Origin of the sequence: Massilia psychrophila, assembly GCF_002760665.1 — a bacterium.
In the GTDB taxonomy this organism is placed as follows: domain Bacteria; phylum Pseudomonadota; class Gammaproteobacteria; order Burkholderiales; family Burkholderiaceae_D; genus JAFCUW01.
Genome location: NZ_PDOB01000012.1, coordinates 106,786 through 130,158 on the forward strand (window position 1 = coordinate 106,786; position 23,373 = coordinate 130,158).

22 protein-coding genes and 1 tRNA gene are annotated in these 23,373 nt (G+C 62.5%); 10 read left to right on the plus strand and 13 right to left on the minus strand.

The window, feature by feature from the left end; all coding sequences use genetic code 11:
• The first annotated feature begins 159 nt into the window (after positions 1–159).
• From CR103_RS09950 to CR103_RS09960, 3 genes are all read left to right on the plus strand, one after another.
• Positions 160–1,560: a DUF418 domain-containing protein gene (locus tag CR103_RS09950; protein WP_099915838.1), complete on the plus strand. Its 1,401-nt coding sequence runs from the start codon at positions 160–162 to the stop codon at positions 1,558–1,560.
• 11 nt (positions 1,561–1,571) lie between these two features.
• The gene (locus CR103_RS09955; protein WP_099915839.1) at positions 1,572–1,847 is read left to right on the plus strand and encodes a DUF418 domain-containing protein; all 276 of its coding nucleotides are present in this window, start codon (positions 1,572–1,574) and stop codon (positions 1,845–1,847) included.
• Between the two features lie 174 nt (positions 1,848–2,021).
• Positions 2,022–2,489: a hypothetical protein gene (locus CR103_RS09960; RefSeq protein WP_099915840.1), complete on the plus strand. Its 468-nt coding sequence runs from the start codon at positions 2,022–2,024 to the stop codon at positions 2,487–2,489.
• A gap of 78 nt (positions 2,490–2,567) precedes the next feature.
• On the opposite strand, the gene CR103_RS09965 is transcribed toward CR103_RS09960, so the two are convergent.
• The 5 genes from CR103_RS09965 to CR103_RS09985 form a co-directional block, all read right to left on the minus strand.
• Positions 2,568–3,761 (minus strand): DesA family fatty acid desaturase, encoded by a 1,194-nt coding sequence (locus tag CR103_RS09965; protein ID WP_099915841.1) that lies wholly within the window; start codon positions 3,759–3,761, stop codon positions 2,568–2,570.
• Positions 3,762–3,884: 123 nt separating this feature from the next.
• Positions 3,885–5,219 (minus strand): mechanosensitive ion channel family protein, encoded by a 1,335-nt coding sequence (locus tag CR103_RS09970; RefSeq protein ID WP_099915842.1) that lies wholly within the window; start codon positions 5,217–5,219, stop codon positions 3,885–3,887.
• Positions 5,220–5,236: 17 nt separating this feature from the next.
• Positions 5,237–6,589 carry an RsmB/NOP family class I SAM-dependent RNA methyltransferase gene (locus CR103_RS09975; RefSeq protein ID WP_099915843.1) on the minus strand — a complete coding sequence of 451 codons (1,353 nt, stop codon included), beginning with the start codon at positions 6,587–6,589 and terminating at the stop codon, positions 5,237–5,239.
• A gap of 27 nt (positions 6,590–6,616) precedes the next feature.
• Complete coding sequence (purN, locus tag CR103_RS09980) at positions 6,617–7,201, minus strand: phosphoribosylglycinamide formyltransferase (protein ID WP_099915859.1); 585 nt, start codon at positions 7,199–7,201, stop codon at positions 6,617–6,619.
• Positions 7,202–7,402: 201 nt separating this feature from the next.
• Complete coding sequence (locus tag CR103_RS09985) at positions 7,403–7,801, minus strand: barstar family protein (RefSeq protein ID WP_099915844.1); 399 nt, start codon at positions 7,799–7,801, stop codon at positions 7,403–7,405.
• A gap of 366 nt (positions 7,802–8,167) precedes the next feature.
• Here CR103_RS09985 and CR103_RS09990 point away from each other — a divergent pair, with 366 nt between their 5' ends.
• From CR103_RS09990 to CR103_RS22030, 5 genes are all read left to right on the plus strand, one after another.
• A complete protein-coding gene (locus tag CR103_RS09990) occupies positions 8,168–8,695 on the plus strand; it encodes a glycine zipper 2TM domain-containing protein (RefSeq protein WP_099915860.1) in 528 nt (175 codons plus the stop codon).
• 150 nt (positions 8,696–8,845) lie between these two features.
• Positions 8,846–9,628, plus strand: coding sequence for a spermine/spermidine synthase domain-containing protein (locus tag CR103_RS09995; RefSeq protein ID WP_099915845.1), 783 nt, complete (start codon positions 8,846–8,848; stop codon positions 9,626–9,628).
• Positions 9,629–9,756: 128 nt separating this feature from the next.
• The gene (gene tfpB, locus CR103_RS10000; protein WP_502510625.1) at positions 9,757–11,508 is read left to right on the plus strand and encodes a type IV pilus assembly ATPase TfpB; all 1,752 of its coding nucleotides are present in this window, start codon (positions 9,757–9,759) and stop codon (positions 11,506–11,508) included.
• Between the two features lie 64 nt (positions 11,509–11,572).
• Positions 11,573–11,648: transfer RNA gene (locus CR103_RS10005), tRNA-Lys, on the plus strand.
• A gap of 469 nt (positions 11,649–12,117) precedes the next feature.
• Complete coding sequence (locus CR103_RS22030; protein WP_143752567.1) at positions 12,118–12,375, plus strand: hypothetical protein; 258 nt, start codon at positions 12,118–12,120, stop codon at positions 12,373–12,375.
• A gap of 230 nt (positions 12,376–12,605) precedes the next feature.
• On the opposite strand, the gene CR103_RS10010 is transcribed toward CR103_RS22030, so the two are convergent.
• The 7 genes from CR103_RS10010 to CR103_RS10040 all read right to left on the minus strand — a co-directional run bounded on the left by CR103_RS10010 (position 12,606) and on the right by CR103_RS10040 (position 22,004).
• The gene (locus CR103_RS10010) at positions 12,606–13,040 is read right to left on the minus strand and encodes a hypothetical protein (RefSeq protein ID WP_143752568.1); all 435 of its coding nucleotides are present in this window, start codon (positions 13,038–13,040) and stop codon (positions 12,606–12,608) included.
• A 386-nt stretch (positions 13,041–13,426) separates the two neighbouring features.
• The gene (locus tag CR103_RS10015; protein ID WP_099915848.1) at positions 13,427–14,266 is read right to left on the minus strand and encodes an HDOD domain-containing protein; all 840 of its coding nucleotides are present in this window, start codon (positions 14,264–14,266) and stop codon (positions 13,427–13,429) included.
• A gap of 164 nt (positions 14,267–14,430) precedes the next feature.
• Entirely contained in the window at positions 14,431–15,417 is a 987-nt protein-coding gene (locus tag CR103_RS23330; RefSeq protein WP_229442985.1) for a BON domain-containing protein, read from the minus strand.
• A 213-nt stretch (positions 15,418–15,630) separates the two neighbouring features.
• The gene (locus CR103_RS23980; protein WP_099915849.1) at positions 15,631–17,328 is read right to left on the minus strand and encodes a methyl-accepting chemotaxis protein; all 1,698 of its coding nucleotides are present in this window, start codon (positions 17,326–17,328) and stop codon (positions 15,631–15,633) included.
• Positions 17,329–17,730: 402 nt separating this feature from the next.
• The gene (locus CR103_RS10030; RefSeq protein ID WP_099915850.1) at positions 17,731–19,191 is read right to left on the minus strand and encodes an efflux transporter outer membrane subunit; all 1,461 of its coding nucleotides are present in this window, start codon (positions 19,189–19,191) and stop codon (positions 17,731–17,733) included.
• A 32-nt stretch (positions 19,192–19,223) separates the two neighbouring features.
• Entirely contained in the window at positions 19,224–20,828 is a 1,605-nt protein-coding gene (locus tag CR103_RS10035) for a DHA2 family efflux MFS transporter permease subunit (RefSeq protein WP_099915851.1), read from the minus strand.
• A 9-nt stretch (positions 20,829–20,837) separates the two neighbouring features.
• Positions 20,838–22,004 carry an HlyD family secretion protein gene (locus tag CR103_RS10040; protein ID WP_099915852.1) on the minus strand — a complete coding sequence of 389 codons (1,167 nt, stop codon included), beginning with the start codon at positions 22,002–22,004 and terminating at the stop codon, positions 20,838–20,840.
• 113 nt (positions 22,005–22,117) lie between these two features.
• Between CR103_RS10040 and CR103_RS10045 the strand changes: the two genes are divergently transcribed.
• Both CR103_RS10045 and CR103_RS10050 read left to right on the plus strand, forming a co-directional pair.
• Positions 22,118–22,774, plus strand: a complete 657-nt coding sequence (locus CR103_RS10045; RefSeq protein ID WP_099915853.1) for a TetR/AcrR family transcriptional regulator — start codon at positions 22,118–22,120, stop codon at positions 22,772–22,774.
• A 118-nt stretch (positions 22,775–22,892) separates the two neighbouring features.
• The gene (locus CR103_RS10050; protein WP_099915854.1) at positions 22,893–23,078 is read left to right on the plus strand and encodes a hypothetical protein; all 186 of its coding nucleotides are present in this window, start codon (positions 22,893–22,895) and stop codon (positions 23,076–23,078) included.
• A 153-nt stretch (positions 23,079–23,231) separates the two neighbouring features.
• On the opposite strand, the gene CR103_RS23840 is transcribed toward CR103_RS10050, so the two are convergent.
• On the minus strand, positions 23,232–23,373 hold a 142-nt coding region (locus CR103_RS23840; protein WP_143752569.1), incomplete at its 5' end, for an oxidoreductase dimerization domain-containing protein.

A 23,373-nucleotide genomic window follows, 5' to 3' on the forward strand; every position in this document is an offset into this window, starting at 1 on the left:
AAGTATAGGTGGTTTCGAATGTTTTGTTGGCAACACCATTCCGGGATTTTCGCGCTTGATCCCGGCTTTCCTGCATTTCGTCGCATTGTCGGCGCGTTTCCAGGACCGCGCAGTTAACATGGCAAGACTACAACCTAGACCGATGGGGAATATAACAATATGAATACCCTCAAGGAATCGCCTGAAACCACCGAGCTTGCGCCAGTGCCCGCGCACCAGCGCATCGAAGCGCTGGACGTGGTGCGCGGCTTCGCGCTGATCGGCATCTGCCTGATGAACATCGAGTTCTTCAACCGCCCTCCCGCCACCCTTGGCCAGGGCATGCCGGCCGGACTCACGGGCATCGACTGGCTGGCCTCGTACTTCGTCGCCTACTTTGTGGCCGGCAAGTTCTGGACCATCTTCTCGTTACTGTTCGGCATGGGCTTTGCCGTCATGCTGGAGCGCGCCGAAAGCGCCGGGCGCGGCTTCCTCAAGCCCTACATGCGGCGCATTGCCGCGCTGGCCGTGTTCGGCGCCTTGCACCACATCTTCCTGTTTGCCGGCGACATCCTGTTCAGCTATGCGGTGGCGGCGGCGTTCCTGCTGGTGGTCCTGTACGGCACCTGGAAATGGCTGCTGGCGGGACTGGTGGTGACGATCGGCGTGGCATTCGTACCCGGTTTCGGCCCTGCCGCCGGCGGCACTGCCGCAGCTCTCGTGTTTTCAGGCTTGATCGCCATCTATATGCGTAATGAAAAGCGGCCGCTGACGCTGTCGGTCATGTCGCTGATTCTGCTGGTACTCGGGGCCATCGGGGCGATTGTCGCCACTGTCATGTGGACCTTAAACGTCGGTCCGGCGGAACCGCGCGGCCCGATAACGGCAGTGAGCGCCCTGCTCCTGTTGCTCTCCTTTCTGGCCAACAAGTACCGTAATCCGATCGAAGCGCGTTCGTGGCGCGCCGGCGCCACCATGTATCTGTTCTTTGCCACCATGATGACGATTGGCGGCGCCGTCGAATATTTCACGCCGCCGGAGCCAGTGACGCCGGCGGCCGCCGTTTCAGTGCCGGCTGTCGCCGCGGCCAAGGTCGCAGCACCACTTGGTGCTGGTGCAAAAGCCGACCCGAACAAGCCCGACCCGAAAAAAGCCGCCGCCAAAGCGCCGCCAACCGAGGCCGAGAAAAAGGCCGAACGAGCCGCGGAGCGGGCCAAGCAGCTCAAGAAACGCGCCGAAGAAACCGCCACCGAAACGCGCGTCATGAGTTCGGGCAGCTATCTCGAACTGGTCAAGCTGCGCATCGACCACTTTGGCGAACACGCGCCGAAGGGAGTCGGTATGGCCCTTTTCCTGATCGGCATGTTCCTGCTCGGCGCTTGGTTCATCCGCTCAGGCGCGATGCAGAATATTTCCGCATACCAGCCGCTATTCCGCAAGCTGGCGTTTATCGGCCTGCCGGTCGGCATCGGCATGGGTTTGTTGGGAAGCCTGATCGCGACGACCCACGTTCCCGGCGCCCGGCACGACGGTTTTGGTCTTGCCAGCGGCCTTTTGACGATAGGTAACTTGCCTGCCTAGGCTACGTCAGCATGATCGTGCTGATGCTGCACAGCCGCTCGCGGTTCGCCAAAGTGGGCATGCTGGCGCCGTTCGGCCGCATGGCGCTGACCAACTACCTGGGCCAGTCACTGGTAATGTCGTCAATCTTCCTCGGCCACGGGCTCGGTTACTGGGGCATGGGCCGCGCCAACCAGGTGCTCGTTGCGCTGGCGTTGTGCGGGGTACAGATTGCGCTCAGCCACTGGTGGCTGAGCGCTTCCGTTACGGCCCCGCCGAGTGGCTGTGGCGCGCCATCACCTATTTGAAAATGCCGGCAATGCGCATCGCACCGGCGCCGGCGATGGTACAGGCGCAGGCCGGCGCGTAGGGAGAGGCGCGCCAGCCAGGCCGATTTGCCGGTATCGTTGAAACAGTCCACGCTGGCGAAGCCCAGGTTGCGACACTGAAGTGCGAGACCTACTGGAAGATTGGAGCATGTCATGGAAAGCTGGAAAATTGCAACCCGTCGCGGCTTGGTCTCGGGCGCCGCGGCAAGCGCCTTGTCCACCGCAGCGCTGGCTGCGCTGGGCAAGCTTGGCACCGGCAGCGCGTTCGCCCCCACCAATGCCGTCAGCCACTACGTGTGGGGTGAAAAAGCGGCGCACCGCGACTTGCCGTCGATGCGTTACACGGCGCTCGGCTACACGATTCACCACCTCAGCGCCACTTTCTGGGCGGTGCTGTTCGAGCGTTTTATGGGCGAACGGCTTGACCGCATGGGCGCGGCCCCGACCCTGGCGGCGGCTGGCGCCGCTTCCGCCGTCGCCTGCTTTGCCGACTACCAGTTGACGCCCGAGCGGCTCCAACCGGGCTATGAAAAGCGGCTGTCGACGCCTTCGCTGGCCATCATGTATGGCGCATTCGGCCTTGGCCTGGCGTTTGGCGCGCTGATGATCAGGCGCCGATAGCAGCGCGAGCGCACCGGCGTAAAAATGGCCACCCGAAGGTGGCCATTATCATTGCGGCAGTCCTGTTACGAACGACGATCAGGCATAGCTGCGCAGGCGGAACGAAAACTCTTGCAGCGACTTGATGCCGGATGCTTCAGCTCGCGCGCACCAGTCTTGCAGCTGGTGCAGCAGCTGATCGCTGGTAAAGTGCGAGCGCTCCCAGATCGCGCCCAGTTCCACGCGCATGTTATGCATCGTTTCGAGCACCTTGCTGTGCTGGAATAGCTCGACCAGTTGCTGCTTCTGCGGTTCCGCGAGCTTGGCCGGCTCGCGCTGCAACAGCTTGCGCGACGACTTCAGGAAACGCGTTTCAAGCTCGGCCTTCGCACTCAGGCGGGGGATTTCCTCGTGCCATGCATGCTTGAACGACTTGGCGTACTTGGCCATGACGTCGTAGCGATTGGCAATCACTGAATGCAAGGTGTCGAAGTCGGCAACCATCTTGCCGTGAGTAAATTTAGGCTCCGGCGCCACCTTGCGCACCTTGGCCAGGCCGAACGTTTCGAGAATACGGATATACAGCCAGCCGATGTCGAACTCGTACCACTTGCTCGACAGTTTGGCCGACGTTGCAAACGTGTGATGGTTGTTGTGCAGCTCTTCGCCGCCGATCAAGATGCCCCACGGCAAGACGTTGGTTGCCGCGTCGGCGCAATCGTAGTTGCGGTAGCCCCAGTAGTGGCCGATGCCGTTGATCACGCCGGCCGCCATGACCGGGATCCACATCATTTGCACGGCCCAGATGGTCAGGCCGATGACGCCGAACAGCGCGACGTTGGTAATCAGTAGCAGCATCACGCCCTGCCAGCTGAAACGCGTGTACAAGTTGCGTTCGATCCAGTCAGTCGGCGTGCCATGGCCGTACTTCTCCATGGTTTCCAGGTTCTTCGATTCGGCGCGGTATAGTTCGGCGCCTTCCCAAAACACTTTCTTGATGCCGCGCGTGACAGGGCTGTGCGGATCTTCTTCGGTATCGCACTTGGCGTGATGCTTGCGGTGGATCGCGGCCCATTCCTTGGTGACCTGGCCGGTGGTGAGCCACAGCCAGAAACGGAAAAAATGACTCGGAATTGCGTGCAGTTCCAGCGCGCGGTGCGCCTGGTGACGATGCAGGTAAATCGTAACGCTGGCGATCGTAATATGCGTGACCGCGAGGGTGTAAAAAAAGACCTGCCAACCGGTTAAACCGAGCAGGCCGCCATCAAAAAAACCAAGTACGGCGTCAAACATGGTACTTAACAAATCCATTACTGCTCCAAGGTGAATTTCCGTCAAGGCGCGCCGCTTTGTCGAAAACGGTCGTCAAGCCACATATTTTACGCGGTTCCCTATCGCACGGCACAATTAGCCCTATTAATTGGTGACACTTTGTGAGATTTTTGCCACTGTCGCTGCGATATGCGCATCGAGCAAGTTGGTATCGAGCCTGGGTAATGCCAACTTGATATCGCCCGACTTGACCAGCGCATAAATCTTCTTGTTCACATCCGACACGACGCCACCGCGCCCGCTTTCGGGATCGCTGATCCAAAAACCCAGTTCCAGTTCAAAACCGTCCGCGGTGAATTTGTTGAGTGACGCCCCCGGCGCCGGCGTTTCCAGCACGCGCGCCACCCCGATGACCAAATTTTCGAGCAAGGGTATCAGGGAATCGAGATCGCTGCCGTACGCTACATTGAGTACCGTGGAGACCCGCACCATGCGGTTCGACAGTGACTGGTTTTGCACCGGGCCGGAAATGAGCATCTCGTTCGGCAACACCGTTTCGACGCCGTCGAGTCCTTGCAACACCGTATAGCGGGTGTTGATCCGGCTTACCCTGCCGGTGTATTTATCGACCGAAATCATGTCGCCGATGGCCAGGCTGCGCTCCAGCAAAATGACGAAACCGGACACGTAATTGCTGGCGATCTTCTGCATGCCCAAACCCAGCCCGACCCCGAAAGCGCCGCCGAACACCGACAGTACCGTCAGATCGATACCGACCATGTTCAGGCTAACCAGCACGGCGACGACGATCAGCACCGCCCGGCTCATGCGCGCCATCACCACCCGCAGCGACGAATGCATGCCCTCCACGCCCATCAGCCGCTCTTCCAGCGCGGTGCCGGCCCACAGCGCCAGCATCAGCAGCACGACGACCGACGTTGCCGCCTGCAAGATGGTTGCCAGCGAGACCTTGTGCCGGCCCAGCGGCAACAAAGTGTCGTCGAGGTAGTCGAACACGTCGGGCCACAGGCCGATGATGTACATCGCCACTGCCAGCCAGACCACCAGCGAAAAGATTTTTTCGAACGTTAGAATGGTGGCGCCCAACGGCCCGTGCCGCGCAAACACGCGGCGCAGCAGGTAAAAGGCGGTACGGATCAGCGCAAACGAGGCGAACAGCGGCATCGCCAGGCGCAACAGGTTGACGTGGATGTGGTTGCGCGTCAACATCATCTTGGCAAGTGCCAGCAAGCCCAGGATCAGCAGCGGGGCCAGCACCCGGGCGAAACTGCGCATGCCGAGCCGCCGCACGGGGCCATGGGCCTCGTCGGCGGGTGTGCGTTGCAGGAAGCGGTCGCGAATCAAGCGCGCCAGCCCCCAGCCGATGACGATGCACAAGACGATGGCGCCGGCTTGCCAGAGAATGCCCGGCTCGCGCAAGTCATCGAGGAAATCGGAGAGCAGTTTGGGCAGGGGCATCGGCGGCGGCGCTTAGGTCAGGCGGAAGCGGCGGGAGCCGATGCATCGGCGTCGGCGTCGGCATCAGGCTCGTCAACCTCATCGTCAAGCTTCGCCTTCGGCGGCCTCGGCGGCAACGGCTTGCGCTCGAGCACCGCGGCGAAGAAACCGTCGGTCTGGTGCTTGTGCGGCAACAGCTTCAGGTAATCGTCCATCTCCAACGCGATTTTCTGCTCGGCCAACACGCGGCTCATCGGCACCAGGTCGAATTCAGGATGCGCGGCCAGGAACTGCTCGACGATGAATTCGTTTTCCTCTGTCAGCAGGCTGCAGGTGGCATACACCAGCCGGCCGCCGCCCTTGAGCAGGCGGGCGGCGCTGTCCAGGATCGCTGCCTGCTTTTGCTGCATCTCGGCGATGGCCTCGATTTTCTGGCGCCACTTGACGTCCGGATTGCGGCGCAAGGTGCCCAGGCCGGAACACGGCGCGTCGACCAGCACGCGGTCGATCTTGCCGGCTAACCGCTTGACCTTGGCATCGCGCTCGTGCGCGATCTGCACCGGGTGCACGTTCGACAAACCGCTGCGCGCCATGCGCGGCTTGAGCTTGGCGAGGCGCTTTTCGGAGATGTCGAAAGCGTACAGGCGGCCGGTGTTGCGCATCAGCGCACCGAGGGCGAGCGTCTTGCCGCCGGCGCCGGCGCAAAAGTCGACCACCATCTCGCCCCGCTTGGCGCCGACGATCTGCGACAGGATCTGGCTGCCCTCGTCCTGCACTTCGATCGCGCCTTCCTTAAACAGCGGCAGGTTTTGCAGCGACGGCTTTTTCAGCACGCGCAGGCCGAGCGGCGCGAACGGCGTCGGTTCGGCGGCAATCGGCGCCTCCAGCAGTTTCGCCATCACTTCTTCGCGCGTGGCCTTGATCGAATTGACCCGCAGGTCGAGCGGCGCCGGCGCGTTCAACGCATCGGCCAGCTTGAGCGTTTCGGCTTCGCCATACTGGGCAACGAACTTGTCGAACAGCCACTTCGGCAGGTTCGAGCGCATTTGCGGCGGCATCAGGTTGCGGTCAATCTGGGCGATGCGGGTGAGAAACTCTGTTTCTTCTTCCGTCAGGCCGGCAAGCGAATCAGCGCCGACCGCTTCGGCCAGGCCGAGAATGGTCAGGCGCCGCATGGTCGGGCTCTGGCCCGCTTCGGCGAAGTCGGTGAAGAACGACTTGTTGCGCAGGATCGCGTAGATGCCTTCGGCAACGGCGCCGCGCTCGCGCGGCCCCAGCCGCGGATGGTCCTTGAAATAGCGCGACAACGTGGTGTCGGCAGGCGCTGAAAAACGTAAGATCTCGCGCAATACTTCTTCAGTATTGCCGAGGATCGCTGGAGGCAATCTCATGATATTCCTTGGTTAACTACGTGTTATTTAATGCTGCGCCGGGGCGCCGTGTTCGATGAAATCGCGGATGACGCGAGGATACAAAATATGTTCCTGCTGCAGCACGCGGATCGCCAGCGCGGCTTCGGTATCGCCTGGCAGCACGGCCACTTCCACCTGGCCCAGCACCGGGCCATGGTCCAGTTCGGCAGTGACGATGTGGACAGTGGCGCCGTGGCGGTCGTGGCCGGCGGCGAGCGCCTGGCGGTGTGTGTGCAGGCCGGAAAAACGGGGCAGCAGCGACGGGTGGATGTTCAGCATGCGGCCGGCATAATGCGCGACGAATGGCGCGGTGAGAATGCGCATGAAACCGGCGAGCACGATCAGGTCAGGCAAAAACTCGTCGATGGCCGCGCGCAGGGCGGCGTCGAAGGCGTCACGGCTGGCGAAGTCCTGGCTGGGAATAACTACCGTCGGGATGCCGTTTGCTTGGGCAAACGGCAGGCCGCCGGCGTCCGCCCTGTTGCTGATGACCGCTGCGATCCGGGCCGGCCACTGCTCCGATTGCGCCGCACGCACAATCGCCGCCATGTTGCTGCCGCCGCCGGAAATCAGGATCACAATGTTTTTCATGGTGCGCATTGTACCCTGACCGGCAGGTCGGACAAAGGAAACGGGGAGAAATTGTTGCAGTGCACCACGATTGCGTGGTAGGGAGAATGCGGCGCGCGCAATATGGGCGCAGTTTAGATAAGCACTTGCCCGTCATTCCTGCCACTGGCAGAAATGCCTCCTCGCTAGGGCGACGTGCTGAGGCATACGCAGAATCCGGCCTTACTCAAACGAATAAAACACCCGAAACGGCACTTTCTTCTCCGCCCAGTAATCGGCGGCGTCGCGAAATACATCGAGCAAGGTTTCGCGTGCTTCCTTGTCGAATTTTTGGGTGTTGGGTAACTGTTCGAGCACAACGATAAACCCTGGCTGCGGTCCCGCCGCGTTGATCGTGTTGGTCAGGCATTCCTTGAGGGCGTCGAAGTTTTTGCTGCAAGGTTTGGGAAAATAAAAGTTTTCACCGATGCGCCCGCACACCTGCTGCTTGGTCAGCGCATCGGCGCAATGAGCGTACAAGAAATGCTGGCCAAGGCGAACGGCTTCCTCCTGCAATTCCACGACACGGAAAGCACGAATGGATTGCACAAGATTCGGCGGCACTGTTATCAGCAAACTCATTTTTCCCTCAAATCGACCCGTAGCTAGCGGTGGTTGTTGTTAGCGCTTTGTTGCCTGTCCGTTGCATCGGACATCAACGCGATTCTCCTGGTGTCGTTGCTTGACGTCAATAAGCCCTATAATTTTCTGTAAGGGTAACGTTTTGCGGTAACTGAATCAACCCGAATGTGATCGCAAGCGAAATATTTGCAAAAATAAGCGGAGTTTTACAGAAATTGAGCCCGAGGCCAACGCTTCGGGCAAGACGATGGCGGCTTGTTACATCTTGTTGCCACGTGGATTGCCGAAATCACCGTTCTCGCATTAGTATACGAACATGGCCTCATTGCCTGGCCAACCCGCGCTCCACTCCTAACGAGGTTTATGATGAACACGCACGCCAAATTGTTGATTTCCGCACTAGGCTTGGCCACCTTGCCCTTGGTGCAAGCCGCCGAATTTGAAGATTTCGGCCGCGTCATCCAGGTGCAGCCACGCTTCGAGCAAGTTCGCCAGCCACGCCAGGAGTGCCGCACCGAATACATCCAGGCGCCGGTCCAGCAGACGCAGCAGCGCAGCGCCGGCGGCTCGATCATCGGCGGCATCGCCGGCGCACTGCTCGGCAACCAGGTCGGCGGCGGCACCGGCCGCACCGCCGCCACCGCTGCCGGCGCCATCGCCGGCGCCATGGCGGGCGACCGTATCGACAACGACGGCCGTAACTACAACCAGCCACAGCAGTTCCAGGAACAGGCGGTGCGCCAGTGCCGTACCGTCGAGTCGGTCGAGTCGCGCACCAACGGCTACGAAGTCACCTACGACTACCGCGGCCGTAATTACACCAGCGTGATGGCGCGCGACCCGGGCCAGCGCGTGCGCCTGCGCGTGTCGGTCGAGCCCGAGCAGAACCAGTAAGAACCAGTAGCAAGCAGCAGGTGAAAGCATTAAAGCGGTAGTTAACAATTAAACGGTCAAACCCATCGGGGCGCGAGCGCCCCGATGGGTCCGCGCTTGCGTCAAGCGAACTTCTGCAACGATAATAGGGCGATCAAATCAGGTCGCCCTATGCTTATCAAACGAAAATCCATCGAACAAATCGAATCTTCGCGCCGCCCCGCGCGCAAACCAAAGTTTGCCCCCATCACCTTGTCCGAACAGGACGGCGTGCGTTACCTGCACTTCGGCACCGAATGGGTGCAAGGGGCGATGCGCATTCGCAAGCCCGACTGGCCGGAACTCGAATACGCGCAGCAGATGATGGCGTGGATGCTGTACATCGAGGCACCGCGTGCTATCGCTCAACTTGGCCTGGGCAGCGGCGCGCTGACCAAATACTGTTACCGCACTTTCCTTGACGCTACCGTTACCGCCGTCGAGCTCAACGCCTCCGTCATCGCCGTGTGCGAATCGATGTTCAAGCTGCCTTTGAGCGACGCGCGCCTGTCCGTGCTCGAAATGGACGCGCTCGACTTCGTCGACAATCCGGCCAATGTTGAGGCGTTCGACGTGTTGCAATGCGACCTGTACGACGCCACCGCGCGCGGCCCGGTGCTCGATACGCCCGAGTTCTACCGCTCGTGCAGCGCCTGCCTGGCGCCGGGCGGCATCATGACCGTCAACCTGTTCGGCGACCATCCAAGTTTCGCGAAGAACATCAAGGCCATGCGCTATGGCTTCGATCACGTTATTTGCCTGCCGGAAGTGCATGATGGTAATGTGGTGGCGCTCTGCTTCAAGAGCCGCCCGACTGCCAGCCTTGACGCACTGGCCGCGCGCGCGGCGGCGATCGTGGCCGCCACGAAACTGCCCGCCAAGTCGTGGCTCAAGGGTATCAATTCAGCCGAGTAAGACCCGCAGCCCAGACCGGAGAGACAGCTTTGAGTGCAGACGGAACAGGAACCCCAGCGACGACAGCAACGACAGCAACGACAAGCGCGCGCAGCCCTACCCGGCCGGCGCGCGCGCGGACGCTCGACCTGCAGACCTTGTTCTCGTGGATGCTGGCCGACGGCATCGTCGACAAGTCCGCCGTCAAGGCCTACTTCGCGCAAGCCCAGGGCATCCTGAAAAACGCGGCCGGCGCGATGCATCCGATGACCGCGGTGGCGCAATGCAAGCTCATCTCCGCCCAGCCGCCGCACCGGCTGATGACGCTCGACGTCATTTCCGAGTGGGCCGCCGCCAAGGTCGGCCTCGCGTTCACCCGCATCGACCCGTTGAAAATCGATTTCACCCGGGTCGCCGACGTCATGTCGGCCGGCTACGCGGCGCGCTTCAATATCTTGCCGCTCGAACTGACGACCACCACGCTGGTCGTCGCCACCGCCGAGCCGTTCATGCTCGAGTGGCAAGCCGAAATCGCCAAGATTTCGCGCCGCACCATCCAGCTGGTGGTCGCCAACCCGCTCGACATCGCGCAATACATCTCGCAGTTTTTCAGCCTCGCCAAGTCGATCAAGAGCGCGAATAAATCGAACGGCCAGGACCTGGCGCTGCGCAACAATTTCGAGCAACTGGTCGAGCTGGGCAAGTCCAACAAGCAGCTCGATGCCAATGACCAGCACGTCGTCAACATCGTCGATTGGCTATGGCAGTACGCATTCGAGCAGCGCGCCTCCGACATCCACCTCGAGCCGAAGCGCGACTTCGCCTCGATCCGTTTCCGCATCGACGGCGTGCTGCACCAGGTCTACCAGGTGCCGGCGGTGGTGATGATCGCGATGACGGCGCGCATCAAGCTGCTCGGGCGCATGGACGTGATCGAAAAGCGCCGCCCGCAGGACGGCCGCATCAAGACCCGCACCAACGGCGGCCAGGAAGTCGAGCTGCGCCTGTCGACCCTGCCGACCGCGTTCGGCGAAAAACTGGTGATGCGCATTTTTGATCCGGAAGTAGTCGTCAAGACCTTGCCGGAGCTAGGCTTCCCGCTCGACGACGCCCGGCGCTGGGATGCGCTGACCGCGCGCGCCCACGGCATCATCCTGGTGACCGGCCCGACCGGCTCAGGCAAGACCACCACCTTGTACACCACGCTCAAGGCGCTTGCCACCAGCGAAGTGAACGTGTGCACGGTGGAAGACCCGATCGAAATGGTCGAAGCTTCGTTCAACCAGATGCAGGTGCAGCCCGGCATCGACCTGTCGTTCGCCGACGGCGTCAAGGCGCTGATGCGCCAGGACCCGGACATCATCATGGTCGGCGAGATCCGTGACCTCGGCACCGCCGAGATGGCGATCCAGGCCGCGCTGACCGGCCACCTGGTGCTGTCGACCCTGCACACCAACGACGCGCCGTCGGCGGTGATGCGGCTGCTCGAACTGGGCGTGCCGCATTACCTGCTCGAAGCGACGCTGATCGGCGTGCTGGCGCAACGCCTGGTGCGCACCCTGTGCGCGCATTGCAAGCGGCCCGACGGCGAGATCAGCGACGACGTCTGGCACAGCATCGGCGGCAGCTGGAACATTCCGAAACCTATCCCGATCTACCGGCCGATCGGCTGCCCGGAGTGCCGCCAGACCGGCTTTCGCGGGCGCACCGGCATCTACGAATTGCTGACGGTGTCCGAAGGCTTCACCAAGCTGATCGGCGAGGCAACCGATCTGCAGGCACTGCGCCGCCAAAGCATCGCCGACGGCATGAAGCCGCTGCGTATCGCCGGCGCCATGAAAGTCGTCGAGGGCGTGACGACGGTCGAAGAAGTGCTGAAGGTGACGGCCGCGCTCTCGTAATTGATGACATCGGCAAAACAGGCCTAGCGGAAATGCAATTGGCCGGCTATAATCTTGCCTCTTCGGGTCGTTAGCTCAGCTGGTAGAGCAGCGGACTTTTAATCCGTTGGTCGCAGGTTCGAATCCCGCACGGCCTACCAAAGACAAGCAGTAGTCAAATAAAGCAATTACGAGTGATCGTAATTGCTTTATTTGTTTCTGGGCCGATCCGCTATTTGCCCCGTGTGCTGCGCTTGTATCGAGAATTGAAGCATCAACTGCCGCGACCGCGCAGGCGGGAACCCAATTTCGCCGAATATTCGAGCATTTGCCAGCATCGACGGTGCATTTGGTAGAGCACCAATCACCGCGGCGTGCTTCGCCATCGGTGTCGGCGCCAGGTGGGCGTAGCGCCGCGCCATCTCGGCAGCATCGAATCGCGCACGGCCAACCAGCAAAACCCAGCAATAACCAGCAACCCCGCGATTTACTTCCGTGGGCTACCGAAGCAACACGCAAAACATAAAAGCCCGCGAACACAGGTTCGCGGGCTTTAAGGGTTTACTTTATGGCGAACCTGGCCGTACTCCCTATCGACTGCCATCCGATGTTGGAACAGAGGAATTAGGCGTGGAACCGGAAGTCTGGCCGGAATTGTTCCTCACCCCCGGTTCGGAAGTTGTACCCATACCTGTACTGGTGCCGACGGCGCCCGGCCCCATGTCGGTACTGCCGGAGCCGCTCGATCCGCTGGTGGCGCCGCCACTGCCCATCCCCGATGGTGCGCCCATGTCGCCAGACGGCGAGGATCTCATCTGGCTACATCCGGCAGTAATCGACGCGAGCGCGAGAATGGCGATCAGGGTGCGTGGTGCTGAAGAAAAATGACGCATAGTTGTTCTCCTATGAAAGAAACATCGGTCTATCCGGGATCGGACCGAAGCAATACGGACCCAGGCTGACGACGCGTGACGGTTGATGGCCCCGGCATGGCAGTGCCGAAGTAACGCAGCCCAAAGGCTTGAATATCCAAGTATCGTTACCGCTTTTGACCGGGTCTGTTAGCTCACGCTCAGAACGGAGCACAATTTCGCACGCATCGAACCAAAACGCCACAGCTACAGGAAGCGGTTTGCGCCGAACGCCCGTTCGAGAAACATCAGCACGATCTGCGGCGCGCATGCGTCGATCTCTACCACGCGGCCGTCGATGCCGCAGTCCAGATCCGTCATCCCCTGCGCATCGAAGGTGAAGGCGCCCAGGCTTTCCTGAACGATGCGGCCGTACGTCGTGTGGCAATGCATGCACACCACGCGTCCGCGCGGCTCGAAGTCGTCGCCAAATATCATCAGCAACTGGAACCTGATCCGCACGTCCATGAAGGTGGCGTCGATATAGCCGCCGCCAGAGGGATCGGAAACGGAAACGGACTTGAGCATGGCATGCGCATAAAAATAACCGTGGGCGGACGTCAGCGCCTTGAACCGTGCGCGCAAGTGCGCTGCGTCTCTTTCCATTCGCGCAAACCGCAACGATCGATCCTGGGACAGCATGGGCTGCTCCTTGCCCGAAGTGAGCGAAAATGGATTCCGGCTATGTTTTCCGGAAGAGCTTTCATCCTACTCCAGAATTTAAAAAAACAACATCCACGCGGTCGGTTCGACCGGGGTTCTTACTGCGGCGCCAGCTTCGCAAGTTGCCGATGGCGCCACTGCGTCAGCGCGCCCTGGAGGCACGCTGGGTCGCGCGCCCGTCGGCCTGGCTCAGTTCAGCGTCGGCGAGAGCGAATTGCCCAGGCGCCGGCATCTTGAACCGCCCTCTTTCGAACGCCTTCGGATAGCCTGGCTGGCATGGGGCGGCCAATACTGGCGCTGAATGCCGACAACGCCGGCAACGCTACTACCCGCGCAAGCTTGCAGGATGCCGTTATCGGGTCCGCTCAGACCAGCAGCGCCGCGCTCAGGCGCTGGAACTCGTCGGCCGCTTCTTGCAAGACGCTGCCCAGCGTGGCCCGGTCGAGTACGAAATCGAGGGCGGTTTCTTCATGCACGGGCATGGCGGGGGCTTGCAGCGCGAGCGGGGATTGTACTGGAGCGAACTGATTGGCCAGCAACAAGGTGTCGAGCAAGCTGGCCGGCGGTATTCCCATCAAGCTGCTGCGCAGGTTCTGGATCGCGTCCATGACGGTGTCCGGGATCGCCAGCTTGCGCATGACTTCGCGGCTGACCACTTCTTCGCACAACTGTATCCAGTTCTCCGGGTCGGCGTCCAGCAGGCCCGGAAACTCGTCGGCGCGCGACAGTAAATAAAAGCCGCCGACCTCGTGCACGATGGCGGCGAACAGCGCAGTGTCGGGATTGACAAGGGTGACGCGCAGGGCAAACACTTTGGCCAGTGCGGCAACGTGCGCCGTGTGTTGCCACAACTGTTCGGCTTTCGCACGCACCAGCGGGTTGACGATGCGGCTGCCGAACTGGCGCACCACCAGGCTGGCGACCAGCATCTGCAGGCTGCGGTAACCGATGCGCATGACGGCGGCGCGCACGTTCGTCACCGTCGCTTCGCCGTTGCGGTTGAACGCGGCCGAATTGGCCAGCGCGACGGTGCGCGCGGCGAGCTGCGGTTCGCCCAGCACCAGCTTGATCGCGTTCTCGATGTGACAATCAGGATCGTCGAGCGCAAGCTGGAGGCGCAGGGCGGCGTTCACGCTGGTGGGAAAAATGATTTCCCCGCGTTCTGCCTGGGCGGCAATAAGTCCGAAGGTTTCTAGTCTGTTCACCGCAAAATTATACTCCGCGGCGCGGACCGATAGTTAAAACGCAATCGATATGGCGCACGCCATTGCGGCGCTGAAAATAAGAAAAATATCCATGAAAAGGCGGTGCCGGCGCGGCAATGTGCATCACCGCGGGCATCGTTTTGCTTTCAAGCCTGAATCGAACGTTACTTGACCTTGATTGCGCTCTTGACGTCGGAGACGCCGTCAACACCCTTGGCCAGCCGAACCGCCTTGTCGGCGTTGGCTTTCGAATCGACAAAGCCGCTCAGCATGACAACGCCTTTTTCGGTTTCGACGTGGATCGCCATCGATTTCAGTTCAGGCTCCTTGAAAAAATCGGCCTTGACCTTGGTCGTGATGACCGAGTCGGCCATCACGACGCCGGACTTCCGGGTTGCGGCAGTACCCGTGTCTGCCGCACGGTCGGTGGCGCGCTCGGTCTTGCCGGCGACAACGGCGGCCATGTTGCGGGTCTTGTCGGCGACGGTCGACGCCGCTTCCCTGGTTTTTTCGGCCACGGTGGCGGCAGCACTGCGGGTCTTGTCGGCGGCGCTGACGGCAGCGCCGGCGACGCCCGCCGTACCGTTCGCGGCGGCGCTGTTGTCGATCAGGCAACCGGCGTTCGGCTGACCGCCAACTTGCGCGCACTTGTCGACGGCGGCCGCCTTGGTGGCATCGCGCGTTGCCGTGGTGGTGACCGGGCTGGCGCTATCGGTGGCCGCAGACGTGTTGGCGGCAGCCTCGCGGTCGGCCTTGGCGTCCGCCAGGGCGGCGGTATGCACCGACGATGCGTTGGCCAGGCACGCATCCTTGTCGGCGCCGGTCGTGTCGCCGCATTTCGCTTTTGCCAGCGAGAAGTCGGCATCGGCGACGGCCGTGCTCGCCCTGAGCCTGCCTTTCGGGGTGTTGTTGTACTGGGCAACCGCGTCGACTTCGGCGCGGGCGCGGGCAGTTTTTGCTTCTTCCGTGCAGACCGTCTTGGCGTTGCCGGTCATCGCGGTGCATTTCGCCGTGGCCGCCTTGTAGTCGGCGGCCACTTTTTTCGTCACGTTATTGTAGGTCGCAGCATCGTGGTTCAGCGCTGCGGTCGGTGCGGCCGCGAAGCTGGCGCTGACTGCGGTTGCCAACAGCGTTGCGAGAATGGTTTTCATGGTTGTCCCTTAATAACTTGATGTATATGCCATCATTTGACGCCCAACACCCGCTACGCCTCTGTGCGTGAACGTACATTTTTTGAATAAACCATCAGTTAACGTTAGTACTATTGAGCAAATTCAGGCATTCCCACGGCGCGCAGTGGCGGCGGCGAACGGCGTTTCGGTACGCTCACGCCGCGCTTGTCAAAACCGTAGTTAAAACCGTAATTAAAACGTCTCCCACTCGTCGTGCTGTTGTTTGGCGCTGCCCAGCTGCGCCGGCTGCTTGCGGGCGCGCGGCCCCTGTGCCGGGCGGCGCAAGGCGGCGCCGCCCGGCACAGGGGCCGTCGGCTCAGCGGCGCCCAGCTTGAAAATGCTGACCACCCGCGACAAGGCCTTCGCTTCGTCGCCCAGCGACATCGCGGCGGCACCGGCCTGTTCCACCAGGGCAGCATTCTGCTGGGTTGCCTCGTCCATCTGCCCGATTGCCTTGTTGACCGATTCGATGCCGGCGGTCTGCTCCTGGCTGGCCAGTGCAATCTCGGCCATGATATCGGTCACCCGCTTGACGCTGGTGACGATGTCCTGCATCGTGCTGCCGGCCTGATCGACCAGGCGCGCGCCCATGTCGACCCGTTCGACCGAACTGCCGATCAGTGTCTTGATTTCCTGGGCCGCCGCGGCTGAGCGTTGCGCCAGGTTGCGCACCTCGCTGGCGACGACCGCAAAGCCGCGGCCCTGCTCGCCGGCGCGCGCCGCTTCGACCGCCGCGTTCAGGGCCAAAATATTGGTCTGGAACGCGATCGAGTCGATCACGCCGATGATGTCGACGATTTTCTTCGACGATTCGTTAATCGACGCCATCGTGTCGACCACCTGCGCCACCACCGCGCCGCCCTTGACCGCCACTTCCGATGCCGACATCGCCAGCACATTGGCCTGGCGCGCATTGTCCGCATTCTGACGCACGGTGCCGGTCAGCTCTTCCATCGACGAAGCGGTTTCTTCCAGCGCGCCGGCCTGGCTCTCGGTGCGGGCCGACAGGTCGACGTTGCCGGCGGCGATCTCGGCCGACGCCGTGTTGATGGTGGCGGTGCCCGTGCGCACCTGGCTGACGATGTCGACCAGGCTGTTGCGCATGCCTTGCATCGCGAACAGCAGGCTGGACTTGTCGCCCGGCCTGGTGTCGATGGCGACGGCGAGGTCGCCCGCGGCGATGCTGCCGGCGATCGCGGCGGCGTAGCCCGGTTCCCCGCCCAATTGGCGCAGCAGGCCGCGGCTGATGACCCAGGCCGCCAGCGTGCCGGCAGCGATCGCGATGGCGCACAGCACCAACATCCATAACAGGAAGGATTGCGATACCGCGCGCGCGCTGTCGGCTTCGATCTTATTGAGACTTTCCTCCAGGTCGATCAGGCGATTGATGCTGGCAAGCCATTCGACGAAGGCAGGCGCTGCCTGCCGCGCCAGCAAGGTGTCGGCTTCGGCGGTGCTGTCGGCCAGGCGCAACGCGATCACCTTGGCGATCAGGGGCTGCGTCTTGCGCTCGCTCGCCTTGATGCCGGCCAGTGCCGATTTTTCCTCGTCGGACGTGTCGGCGCGCCCTGCGAACAGCGCGTCGAGCGGTGCGGCCGATTTGGCATAATTGCCGGCGAGCTTATTGATCAGGTCGACGTGCACCCCGGCAGCGGCAGGATCGGCGGCCAGCACGACGTCGCGCACGGCGATCGCACGGTCGTGCACGCTGCCGCGAAAATTGATGGCGTAGCGCTGTTTGACGTTATTGACGTCGTTGATCCGATCAAGGCTAGCGTCGATGCTGTCGACGCGGCTGATCGCCAGCGCGGTCAAGACGGCCATCAACAGGAATACCGCACCGAAACCGGCCGCAAGGCGCAGCCCGATTGTCATGCTGGATTTTTTCATTCTTTTGCTCTTGGTGGCGAAGTTGGGGAAGGGACGGCCGGCGCAGCGGCCGCGGACTGCTTGAAGTAAATTCTGATAAGTCTAAAAAGCAACTATTTATACTTTATCACAATGAAACAATGGCCGTACAACATCTATTATGAACTTCTGCCTAATCCCTTAACACTTTGAAAATAATCTCGCATGGTGGCCAGCCTGACGGCGCGGGCAAGCAAGCAAGTAATAAAAGGCTGCCGGGTTTCCCTCGGCGGCCTGGCGAGCGGACGCAATCGAATTTTTTGCCGGGGTGGATGCCGCCAGCGATGCCGTTGTTGTAAAAGCGGAACGGATATCGTTCGGCGCCGACTGCTCCATCTTGTCGAGCGCCTTGTCATTGCCAGCAAGTCGTTTCGGCCAACGCCGCTACCTCGCCGAAGTCGCCTGCCCGATCGTCGCCAACGGCGCACCCTGCGTCCATCCCGCGCCGAGCGCGCGCGCCACCGCCACTGTCGCCAGCAGGCGCTGGGTGCGGATCTGCACTGTCGCGCGGTCGGCGCCGAGGGAGCTGCGCTGCGCATCGGTGACGTCGAGATAGTTCGACACCCCGCGCTCGTAGCGCGCCTGCGCCACCACGTAGGCGCGCGCCGCCGCCGTTTGCGACTGCGACTGCGCTTCGCCCTGCAGCTGGCGCCCACGCACGTCCGACAGCGCGTCTTCCACTTCGCGCAGCGCCGTCAGCAGCCGGCCTTCATGGTTCGCCACCGCTTCTTCGTAGCGCGCTTTCGACACCGCTAAATTAGCCTGGTTGCGGCCGCCATCGAACAGCGGCAGCGACAACGCCAGCGGCCCGGCCGAGAACTGGCGTGCGCTGCCGCTGGCCAGGTTGCGCAGGCTCTCCGAGGCGTAACCGAAATTGCCGGTCAGGCTCAGCGATGGATAGAACGCGCCTTCGGCCACGCCTACTTGCGCATTCGCCGCGCGCAGCTGCGCCACGCTGGCGGCCAGGTCCGGCCGCTGCGACAACAGGCTGGCCGGCAGGCCGACCGGAATCGCCGGCGGTTGCGGCAGGTCGGCGTGGCCGAGCGCGGCGATCAACGGCGCCGACGGCGACACCCCGGCCAGAATCGCCAGGCTGTGTTCGAGCAGGTTGCGCTGGCGCTGCACGTCGTGCAGGTCGGCTTCGGCGTTGGCGCGTTCGACCCGCGCGCGCGACAGGTCGAGTTCGTTCGACAGGCCGCCGTTGAAACGCGCTTCGACCAGTTGCTCCGACTCGCGCCGGGTGCCGAGGGCGCTATTTAAAATCGCCATTTCGGCGTCGAGTCCGCGCAGCTGCCAGTAGTTGGCCGCCACCTGGGTCGACAGCAGCAGGATCACGCCGTCGCGGTCGTCCTGCGCCGCCAGCGCCTGCGCGTCGGCCGCTTCGACCACGCGCCTGACCCGGCCCCACAGGTCGAGCTCGTACGACAGCGACGCGCCCAGGGCGAAGTTGTTGCCCTTGATCGAGCGGCCGCCCAGCGCCAGCGCCTGCGACGTTTCGGCCGAACTGCGCGAATTGGCCACCGAGGCACCGAGGCTGAACGTCGGCGCTTGCGCGGCGCGGAACACGCCGAGCTGAGCTTGCGCCTGCAGCAGGCGCTGCGCGCTTGCTTTTACGCCCGGATTGTCGCGCACCGCGCGCTGCTCGAGCGCATTCAACGCCGGATCGTTGAACACCGTCCACCACTCGGCTGGCAGGCGCGCGCTATCGAACTTGGCGGCGTCGGCGTGGCGCCAGGCGGCCGACTGCGGCGGGGTCGGTTCGATGAAACCCGAGCCGACCGTGGCACAACCGGTCAGCGCCGCCAGCGACAGCGCCAGTGCGCCGCGAACAAAAGATTTTTGCATGTCATTCCCGTAAATTATTCTTGTTGGCGTGTTTAGTGCGCCCCGGCGCCGCTGGCGCCCGACGGCGACTTGACCTTGTTGGCGAACCAGAGCACGCCGATGCAGCCGATCAGCACAAAGCCCATGATTACAAAGGCGTCGTTGTAAGCCATGATGTACGATTCGCGCCGCACGATCCGGTCCAGCGCGGCCAGCGCCTGGTTGGCGGCAGTGACCGGGTCGACGCCGCTGGCGACGAAGACCTGGGTCATCTGGTCGAGCCGCTGCTGGGTTGCGCCGGCATAGCTGGAAATCGATTCGCCCAGGCGCGCCGAGTGGAAGTGTTCGCGGTTGGTCAGCGCCGTGGCCAGCAGCGCGATGCCAACCGAGCCGCCGAGGTTGCGCGTCATGTTGAACAGGCTCGACGCCGACGACATGTTATTTTGCGAGATGCCCTGCATGGCGAAGTTCGACAAGGTCAGCATGATGAACGGCACGCCCAGCGCGCGGACCACCTGGGACCACAGCAGCTGGTCGTAGCCGGTGGTCGCGTCCATGTGCGAGTTCATCATGCAGGAAACGCCGAACAGCCCCAGGCCGATCGAGCACAGGATGCGGTTGTCGACCTTCGACGACAGCGCCGCGGCGAACGGCATCACCAGCAGTTGCGGCAGGCCGGCCCACATGATCACTTTGCCAATCTGCATCGGTGTATAGCCGGCGATCTGGCCAAGATACAGCGGCAGCAGGAACGAGGCGCCGTACAGGCCCATGCCGACACAGGCCGACAGCGCCGTTGCCACCAAAAAATTCCGGTCGCCGTACAGGCGCAGGTTCACGAACGGCTCGGCGCGCGTCATGCTGGTGGCGACCCAACCGACGATGCCCACCAGCGCCAGCGCGGCGAAGGTGATGATGAAGCCTGAATCGAACCAGTCCTTCGAATTGCCTTCTTCGAGGAAGATGGTGAGGCAGGCCAGGCCCGTCGCCATGAAGGCGATGCCGACCCAATCAGCATGCGCCAGCATCTTGAGCGCCATCTTCTCCTTGTCCAGGCCCCACCAGACACCAAAAATCAGCAGCAGGCCGGGCACCCAGTTGATATAGAAGATCGACGGCCATCCATACAGTTCCGACAGGTAGCCGCCCAAGGTCGGCCCCATGGTCGGCGCAAGGGTCGCCGTCAGGCCGAAGATGGCCATGCCGGTCGCCCGCTTCGACGGCGGCAGCTTGACCATCACCAGCGTCATCGCCATCGGGATCAGCGCGCCGCCGGTAAAACCTTGCAGCATGCGGAACACGATCATGCTCTCGAGGTTCCAGGCCCACCCGCACAGGGTCGAGAAGACCAGGAACGCGGCGGTGGTGCCGATCATGTAGCCGCGCATGGTAAACACGCGCACCAGCAGCGCGGCCAACGGGATAACGACAATTTCGGCGCACAGATAGGCGGTCGAAATCCACGAGCCTTCTTCCTGCGTCGCCGACAGCGTGCCGAGGATGTCTTTGAGCGACGAGTTGGTGATCTGGATGTCCAGTACCGCCATGAACGCGCCGAGCATGCCGGCGGCGACCGCAACCCAGGTGCGCAGGTCGACTTTCTGGTCGGCGGCGGCCGGCACCAGCGCGCCGCGCGGTGTGTCAGTGGTGCTCGTCATCGCGGTGGCTTAGTGGCTAGCGGCAGGGGCAGGGGCAGCCGCCGCCGGCTTCGCCATACTCTGGCGCAGTTCGATTTCGGCCAGTGCCGACATGCCCGGCACCAGGCGCCCGCCCAGTTTGCGCACGTCGGCGGCGGCGAGCACGATCTTGACCGGCACGCGCTGGACGATCTTGGTGAAGTTGCCGGTCGCGTTATCGGCCGGCAGCAGCGCGAACTGGTTGCCCGACGCCGGCGAGAAGCTGTCGACGCGGCCGACCAGCGGATGGTCCGGCATGGCGTCGATGACGACGTGCACCGCCTGCCCCGGCGCGATGCCGGCCAGTTGGGTTTCCTTGAAATTGGCGGTGATCCAGACCGCATCCTGCACGATGGCGGCAAGCTGCTGGCCGGGCTGCACGCGCGCGCCCACTTCGACGCTGCGCCTGCCGATGCGGCCAGCCACGGGGGCGACGATCTGGTTGTAGCCCAGCTGCTGCCTGGCGTCCTTGAGCTGGGTCTGCAGCACCTTGACCTGCGATTTGAGCACTTCGCGCGCTGAACCGGCGGCGGCGACCTGCGCCTGGCCGGCCAGCGCGTTGTCGCGCCGCGCGGCCAGGTCGGCGGTAGCGCCGGCGCGGGCCGCATTGGCGGCGTCCAGTTCCGCTTTCGAGACCGCCTTCATCTGGGTGTTGTAGAGCTGGCCGTAACGCTCGGCGTCCTGATTGGCGCGCATCAGCTGGGCCTGCGACTGCGCCACCTGCGCCTGGGCGCCGCTGGCCTGGGCCTTGACCTGGGCGATGGTGGCGTCGGACTGCAGCACCTGCTGCTCGGCGCTGGCGATCTGGGCTTCGATCTGTTCGACCTTGACGCGCTGGTCGGCCGGGTCGAGCTCGGCCAGCACATCGCCCGCCTTCACCGCCTGGTTGTCCTCCACCAGCACGCGCGTGACGACGCCGGGAACACGCGCCGACACCGGCGTCACGTGGCCGGACACGTACGCATTTTCGGTCTCGACGTAATGATGGCTGCGGTACCACATGCGCCCGCCCACACCCAGCGCGACCAGGGCGATCACCGTGACGATGCCGATGACGCGCCTGTTCGGCGGTGCTTTGTCCGATGCCTCGGCCGGTGCGGCAGCCGGCACGGCGACGGCGAGCGGCTTTGGATCGAGCTTGGTGGGCGTGGCTGACATGGGACAACTCCGGGAATGGGGGGGATGGTAGAAGAGCATTATTAGCCAGATTTTTAGCCAAGTCAAGAAATGAAACGATTGCATTTCATTTTAAATTGGACTACAGTTCGCACATGACTACAGACTTGCCGATTTCAACATGTGCCAAATGCGCCGGCCGGCCGCGCAGCAGCGAGCGCGAGGCGCGCCTGCACGAACTTGTCCACACTGCTGGACAATTGTTCCTCAAGCAAGGCTACCGCAACGTCAGCCTCGAAATGCTGGCGCGCGAATGCCACGTTGCCGTGCGCACCATCTACGTCAAGTTCGGCGGCAAGGCCGGCTTGCTGCATGCGGTGCTGGTGGCCAACCGCGAGCGCTTCTTCAATACCCACGAGATGGAAAAAGACCAGCGCCCGTTCAAGGAAATCGTCAGCGATTTCAGCGCCCACTTTCTCGACCTGGTGAGCATGCCCGAAGCGCTCAGCATGACGCGGATGGTAATCGCCGACGCGCCTGGCAATGTGGAACTGGCGCAGACGTTTTTCGATGCGGGGCCGAAACAAACGCGTGACATGCTGCTGCGGTTTTTCGCGCGGCCCGACATCCGCGCCCAGTTGCGCGACGACGCCCCCCTCGATTTGCTGCCGGTCCACCTGCTCAACTGCATCAGCGGCGACCAGTACAGCCGGCTGATATTCGGCCAGCCGGCGCAGCCGCGCGCGCAGGTGCTGCGCGAACTCGAACAGCGGCTCGACCTGTTTTACCGCAGCGTGCTGCGCGCGGCTTAAAAGACCGTCGCGCAAGTGTGCGTGAGCGTACCGAACTCCGGTCGCGATTGAGTCATTCTGGCGTGTCGATTTCAGGAGGCGCTATGAACACGAACTTTGAAAGCGGCGAGGTGCCGACATGAGCAAGGCAGCACGGTACGAATGGCGCGACCAGCATGCCGCGCTCAATGAACGCATGAAGGGTTTTCAGCTGAACCCGAGCGACGAACATATGGAAGCGGTGCTGGCCGAGATGCGCGCGTACGCCGAGGCTGCGCGTAATGGGAACATTGACATTCCGCAGAGCTGGACCAGTTACGATTAATTGAAAGCAGCGGCGCAACAAAAAACCGGGACGAGTCCCGGTTTTTTGTTGCTGTGTCACCGCGCAGTATATCCCGTCGTCCTCGCGAACGCGGGGACGACATCAAATGACCTACCGCTTGCGCGGCGGCGGCAAGTCCGTGCACACCCCTTCCTACACTTCAGCGGCCATGCCGATCGATTCGCCCAGCGTCGGATGCGGGTGGATCGTCTTGCCGATATCGACGCCGTCGGCGCCCATCTCGATCGCCAGCGCGATTTCGCCGATCATGTCGCCGAGATGAACCCGAGCGACG